This is a genomic window from Cellulosimicrobium sp. I38E, assembly GCF_001647255.1.
In the GTDB taxonomy this organism is placed as follows: Bacteria; Actinomycetota; Actinomycetes; order Actinomycetales; family Cellulomonadaceae; genus Cellulosimicrobium; species Cellulosimicrobium cellulans_E.
In genome coordinates this window covers 1-6,481 of sequence record NZ_LUAZ01000082.1, presented here as the reverse complement: position 1 = coordinate 6,481, position 6,481 = coordinate 1, and the positions used below count along the sequence as shown (strand labels likewise).

General features: G+C 76.1%; 2 protein-coding genes and 1 pseudogene. 1 reads left to right on the top strand and 2 read right to left on the bottom strand.

The window, feature by feature from the left end; all coding sequences use genetic code 11:
- A pseudogene (locus A0J59_RS21900) lies at positions 1-4,945 on the top strand (hypothetical protein); the annotation flags it as partial.
- A 40-nt stretch (positions 4,946-4,985) separates the two neighbouring features.
- Here the strand turns inward: A0J59_RS21900 and A0J59_RS19580 are convergent.
- On the bottom strand, positions 4,986-5,708 hold the full coding sequence (locus A0J59_RS19580; RefSeq protein ID WP_047232333.1) for an NAD(P)-binding oxidoreductase: 723 nt from the start codon (positions 5,706-5,708) through the stop codon (positions 4,986-4,988).
- A gap of 150 nt (positions 5,709-5,858) precedes the next feature.
- On the bottom strand, positions 5,859-6,481 hold a 623-nt coding region (locus A0J59_RS19575; RefSeq protein WP_064317205.1), incomplete at its 5' end, for a winged helix-turn-helix domain-containing protein.

Below are 6,481 nucleotides of genomic sequence, written 5' to 3'. Positions count from 1 at the left end.
CGGCTCCGGCGCCCGCGCCGCCCGACCCCCCGGCGGCGCGGGCGCCGGAGCAGGTGCGGGCGGGGGCGCGGGTGCCGCCGGGACGAGCGCTGCCGGGACCGGCGTCGTCGGTGGTGCCGGCGCCGCGGCAGGCGCAGCCGGAGGAGCCGGCGGCGCGGTCGGGGCCGGCGCGGCCTCCGTCGGCGGGGCGGCAGCCGCTGCCGGCGGCGCAGCGGCCGGGAGCGGCGCGCTCGCCGCCGCCGGGGCCGGCGGGCTCGTCGCCCTCGTCGCGTCGGCGCCGGTGGCCGCCGCCGCCGTCACGGTCGGCGTGCTCGCGGTCGCGGGACTCGGGGTCGCCGGCGCGCTCGGGGCGTTCTCGCCTGACCCGGGACCTACGCCCACCTCGCAGTCCTCGCCCTCGCCGAGCGGGTCACCGACGCCCTCCCCGACCTCGGAGGCGACCAGCGCGCCGACCGACCCGAGCGCAGACCCGACGTCGCCGACGAACATCCCGCCCGCACCGACCGACAGCAGCACTGCCGGGACCGGTGACACGACCGGGACCGGCGGCGGGTCGCCCACCGACGGCACGACGCCGGTCGGCTCGACGCCGAGCACGACGACCCCGGGTGGGTCCACCGACCCCGGCGCCGGCACACCGACGCCCACCGACCCGGGGACCGGGACGCCCGGGCCGACGGACCCGGGAACACCCGAGCCCGCGCCCGCGGCGCTCGAGCTGTCGCTCGCCCCGGTCTCGCTCGCGGCACGGGTCCCGGCGGATCTCGTCATCACCGCGTCGAACTCCGGCGGGCGAGCGGCGGAGGAGGTCTTCGTCGACCTCACCCTCCCGGCCGGTGTCTCGACCCCCGGCTCGTCGCTCGTCGCGCGCGGCACCGTCGTCGGCGGCCCCCTGTCGACAGCCTCCCTCCCGTGCGGCAGCGCGGTGCCGCAGTCGGACGGGACGAGCCTGGTCACCTGCTCGGTGGGCGTCCTCGCGCCGCGGGCGACCCAGGACCTCTCGGTGCAGGTGCGTGCCGACTCGGGCGGTGAGTACGCCTTCGCCGCGTCGCTGCGCGCCAAGGGCGTCGAGCCGTCACGCCGGTCGTTCCCGCCGACGAAGGTCTCGTACTGGGGCGCAGAGCTGCGGGTCACCGCCGATCCCACGCTCGCGTTCGACAACCCTGGGGACGCGACGCTGCGACTCTCCCTGCGCAACAGCGGCGACGAGCCTGCCGTGGAACCGCGCGTGACCGTCGACCTCCCGGACGGACTGAGCCTCGTCGGCGGCGGCCCGAGGGGATGGAGCTGCGAGGGAGGCGACGGGGCCGTGACGTGCGCCTCGCCGTCGGGCACGACGCTCGCCCCGCACGCGACGGTCGACGTCCCGGTGCTTCTCCTCGCGGACCTCGAGACCGTCCCGGACGACCTTCCCGACCTCCAGGTTCAGGCGACGGCGGGTGGCGCCCGCTCGGGCACCGCGTCCGTCGACCCGGCCGTGGACGACTACTGGGGAGGCGCCGCCGACGGTCTGCGCGGGGACGACGGTGAGCCCCGCGGCGTCGTGCCGCAGTGCACCGCGACCGAGAAGGGCGACGTCGCGTCTCTCGTCGCGACGTACACCAACACCACGGCATACGACGACCTCGACGTGACGGTCGAGGCGGCGGGGTCGAGCGCGACGAGGACCGTCGGTGCCGGGCAGGTCGCGAAGATCCAGGTCGACGACGGCGTGCGCTACCCCGCCGGGCGTGCCGCCGTCGTGCTCTCGACGAACGTCGCGGGCGAGAGGTTCGAGCACCGCCTCGACGCGGGCCCGTTCGACGCGCTCGACTGCTGGACGCCGCCGCCGTGGCTGACCGCTGCCGACGTGCACGTCGCGGCGGACAACGACGGCGGCACGGTCCGCTGGACGGCGAGCGTCGTGAACGGCACGGGCGAGAAGCTCGACGTGCGCCTGCTCGCGCCCGACAACGGCACCTGGTCCGGGGTCGCGGACTCGGCGGCGATCACGCCCCTGGCCGACCGCGCGACGGGCGACCTCGTCCTCGACACCGGGCTGACCCATACGGTGCGGGGGAACGCGGTCCTGCGCCAGTACCGCTGGCACCAGGACGACGACGGCGACGGCAAGGGCTACCAGAGCCTGCTGCCCGTCCTCCTCGAGGCGCAGCGGATCGCGCCCGACGTCCCGGGGCCGTCGCTCGGCCAGTGCCGGTTCGACCCGGAGACGGACACGTCGGGGGCCGCGGCGTCGCTGGTCTACGACAACTCGGCGTCGACCCTGCCGGTGGTCTTCTCGGTCGACGGGCGCCCTGGGCTCTCGAAGACGGTCCCGGCGGGAGGGACGACGGAGGTCGAGCTGCCCCGCGCCGGCGCGCAGGCGGCCACGTACGCGGTCCGGTCCGACGGCCGGGAGATCGGTCCTCGTACCGTCCGCGCCGTCGACTGCTTCCGGTGGTCGGTGACGGGCAGCGCCACGACGCGCTGGTCCGCGGAGTCCGGGTCCTTCGTCGTCGAGGGGACGTTCCGCAACACGCACGCCGTGACCCCGATGAGCGTCGTCCTGGACGCCGGTCGCCACGGCTCCACCGACGCCGTGGAGGTCGCGCCCGGTGCGGAGGCGTCGTTCGCGCTCGACACGGGTTCGCGTGACGTCGCGGCAGGTTCGGTCACGTTCCGTACCTCTCGCGTCGACGCCCCGGGCACGGAGCAGCACGAGGTCCGCGCGTCCTACGACGCCGCGCGCCACGCGCCGTCGGCGTCGCGTGCGCCGTCCGTCGGGGAGTGCGTGTTCGACGCCGAGACGGACACGTCGTCGGCGCCGGTGACGGTGCACTACGACAACTCGGCGTCCACGGTGCCGGTGGAGCTCTCGGTCGCCGGTCGCGACGATCTCACCGCGACGCTGGACGCCGGCGAGGTGCGCGACGTCGTCGTGCCCGGCGGCGTGGGCGCGACGGGCGCGGCGTTCGAGGTCCGCGCCGACGGCTCGACCATCGCCCGGCACGACGTCGCCGGTGTCGACTGCTTCGAGTGGAACGTCTCGGGCAGCGCGACGGCGCGCTGGTCCGCGGAGACCCGGTCGGTCGTGGTGCAGGGCGAGCTCCGCAACGGCCACGCGACCACGGCGCTGCGCGTGACCATGGACGGCGACGAGCTCGGCGTGACGAAGGCCGTGGACGTCGCTCCGGGCGAGACGGTGACGGTCTCGCTCGACGCGGGCTCGCGCGACGTCGCGGCCGGCGAGGTCGTCTTCCACGCGACGCGGCTCGACGGGTCCGGGCGGTCGCACCCCGTGACCGCCTCGTACGACGCGGTCCGGCACGCGCCCGCCGTGGGCTCGCCGGTCGTCGGGAAGTGCGTGCTCGACCCGAAGACCGAGCTGTCCTCCGCAAAGGTCTCGCTGCGCTACGACAACACGCGCTCGACCGTCCCGGTCGTCTTCTCGGTCGAGGGGCGGAAGGACCTGACCCGGACCGTCGACGGCGGCGCGGCCGTGACCGTCGACGTGCCCGGAGGCGTGGGCCGGGAGCCGCTGCGACTCGCGGTCCTCGCCGACGGCGCGCCGCTCGCGAGCCATGATGTCGCGGCCGTCGACTGCTTCGACTGGAAGAAGGTCGCGCACGCGGCCGACGCGGAGACGTCCTGGGTGGTGGCCCCTGGGACCGGCGTCGGCACGTCCGTGGTGACCGGCACGTTCCGCAACCCGTACGCCGCGACGACGCTCCGTGTCGGGATGTCGACGCCGCACGGTGACGCCGCCCCGGTCGAGGTCGCGCCGGGTGCCGAGGCGACCTTCACCGTGGACGCACAGGCGCTGTCCGTCCCCGCCGGGACGGCGACGTTCTCGGTCGAGCGCGCGGCGCCGTCGGGCCCGGGCGGGGAGACGGTCGAGGCCCGGTACCGCGCCCTCGCGTACAGCCCCGAGTGGGCCCGGTCCGCGACGGTCGACGCGCGCTGGCAGGACGGCTCGGTCAAGCTCGTCGGCACGCTGACCAACGACTCGCCCGAGACGATCGACGTGGTCATGTCGGCCGCGGGCTACGGGGACTCGGGGCCCGCGCAGCAGGTCGCGCCCGGTGCCACCGCGACGTTCACCGTGGACACGCGCGCGCTGGACGTGGATCCCGGCTCCGTCACGTTCCGCCAGTCGCGCACCGTGCTCGGCACGGCCTTCACGGACGCACGCCTCACGGAGAGGTACCAGGGCGACCGTTACGAGCCGGACTGGTCGGCCGTCCCGACCGTGTCCGCGCAGTGCTCCGCCGGGACGGGTGGGGTCGTGCTCACCGTCGGTCTGCGCAACGACTCGGCCGAGGCGATGCACGTCGTCGCGCGCACGCCGTTCGGCGACCGCGACCTGGGCGACGTCGCCCCTGGAGCGAGCGTGCGAGGAGACGTCGCGGTGGGTGCGCTCGCCGTCAAGGCCGGGAAGGTCGAGCTCGAGCTGTCGCGCACGGTGCTCGGGGTGTCGTTCACCGAGACGCTGTCGGAGCACTTCGACGCGGTCGACTGCACGGTCGAGGCGCCGACGGCGAGCCTCGTCCTCGGCGACCCGTACTACGACGCGGCCCGCGGCCACTCGTACCGCGCGGTGTCGGTCCTGCTCGACAACTCCGGCTCGAACGTCCCGGTGACGTTCCGCGTCACAGGCCAGGCCAAGGGCGAGTGGACCGTCGCGGCCGGCGAGCGACGGACCGAGAGCCTGGGCGAGGCGCCCTGGTCCGGGGCGACCTACGTCGTCCACGCGGGCAGGTCGACCGAACAGCTCAGGGTCGACGACTTCACCGCGGCGCCCGCGTGCTACGCCGAGTGGGAGGCAGGCGTCTGGTACGACCACGACGCCGAGGTCTCCTACCGCGGCTGGAACTACACGGCGCGCAACGGCAGCGTCCTCGTGCGGCCGGACCGCGATCCGCTCGGGTTGTTCTGGCAGCGCGGGTCGCGCTGCGGCGAGGGCTGACGCCCCGCCGTCTGCCGGGGTGAGGGGCGGACGAGCGGGGCTACGGCAGCACGTCCGCCAAGGCGTCGTCCACGGGGCGGTCGCCGCCCACGAGGTCGAGCACGAGGCCGGCCGACCGCGGTTCGTGGAGGACGGCGGCGAGGACGAGCGCGACGTCGTCGCGCGTCACGTCTGACCTCTCGCCCACGGCGGCCCCGGGCTTGCGTCGCTTGCCGCGCGGCTTGTCGCCGTCCCCGACGGGTGCGAGCGCGACGAGGCCGACGCCGGGGTCGTCGGTGAGGTGGCCCGGGCGCACGATCGTCCAGGCGAGGTCTTCCCGCGCGCGCAGGTCGTCCTCGGCCGCGGCCTTGGCGCGCAGGTAGGCCCAGAACACGTCGTCGACGTCGTCGGGCCGCTCGTCGGCGCGCGCCGCCTCGACGCCGCGGGAGGAGAGGAGGACGTAGCGCCCGACGCCCGCGCGCTCCGCGGCGTCGGCGAGCAGCGCCGCGCCCGCCCGGTCGACCGTGTCCTTGCGCGGTGCTCCGCTCCCGGGTCCGGCGCCGGCCGCGAACACGACGGCGTCCACGCCCTCCAGCTCGAACGACACCGCGACGGCGTCGTCCTTCTCGAGGTCGATGAGCGCGACGTGCGCGCCGAGCTCGGTGAGGTCCGTGATCTGCGCGGCGGACCGCACGAAGGCGACGACGTCGTCTCCCCGCTCGACCAGGGTCCGGGCCAGGCGACGGCCGACCTGGCCGTGACCTCCCGCGATGACTGTGCGCATGGGCCGAACGTATCGCCGTGCGGGCGTCCGCGCCCGGCGAGCGTCGTCACCTCGGTCGCCCGGCCGGCGTGACGACAGGCGGGGTTGCGCTGCCGGGCGCGCGGTCCCCCACGTACCCCCACGTCGGCCGCGGCCCGGCAGCGCTGGTCCTCAGGCGGCGTCCCCCGTGCCGCCGAGGACGACGGGGGTCTGCGGGTCGAACCGGTAGCCGAGCCCGCGGACCGTGGTGATGACGTGCTCCAGCCCGAGCTTCTCGCGCAGGCGGCGCACGTGGACGTCGATGGTGCGGCTGCCCGCGGCGACCTCGTGGTCGGCCCACACGGTCTCGAGCAGCTCGGCCCGGGTGACGACGCGGTGCGCCGTGCGGGCGAGGTAGGAGAGGAGCTCGAGCTCCCGGAACGTCAGACGCGCGGACCGGCCCTCGACCGTGACGGTACGGCCCGCGGGGTCGATGACGACGCGCGGCACGGGCGACAGCGTCGCGAGCCGCTCGCGGAACGCCGCGATGTCCTGCACGGGCGACGACGTCGCGGTCGTGGGCTCGGCGAGGGCGAGGGCCGTGTACGTCTCGGCGCTCGGCAGCCAGTCGCGGGCGAGCTCGCCCAGGGCCTCGGCGAGCTCGACGAGCTGCGCCTGCGGCTGCTCGCCCGGCGCGGCGTCCACGCCGACGTAGAGCACGAAGCCGGGGTTCCGGCGGGGGGCGGCGTCCGGCGCGGCCGGGCGGGCCGGCGCGACCGTGGCGTGCGGCGCGGCGGGGCGCTGCGGTGCGAGGG

Coding starts and splice junctions, on each gene's coding strand:
- A0J59_RS19580 (WP_047232333.1), bottom strand. CDS start 5,708: ATGCGCACAGTCATCGCGGGAGGTCACGGCCAGGTCGGCCGTCGCCTG.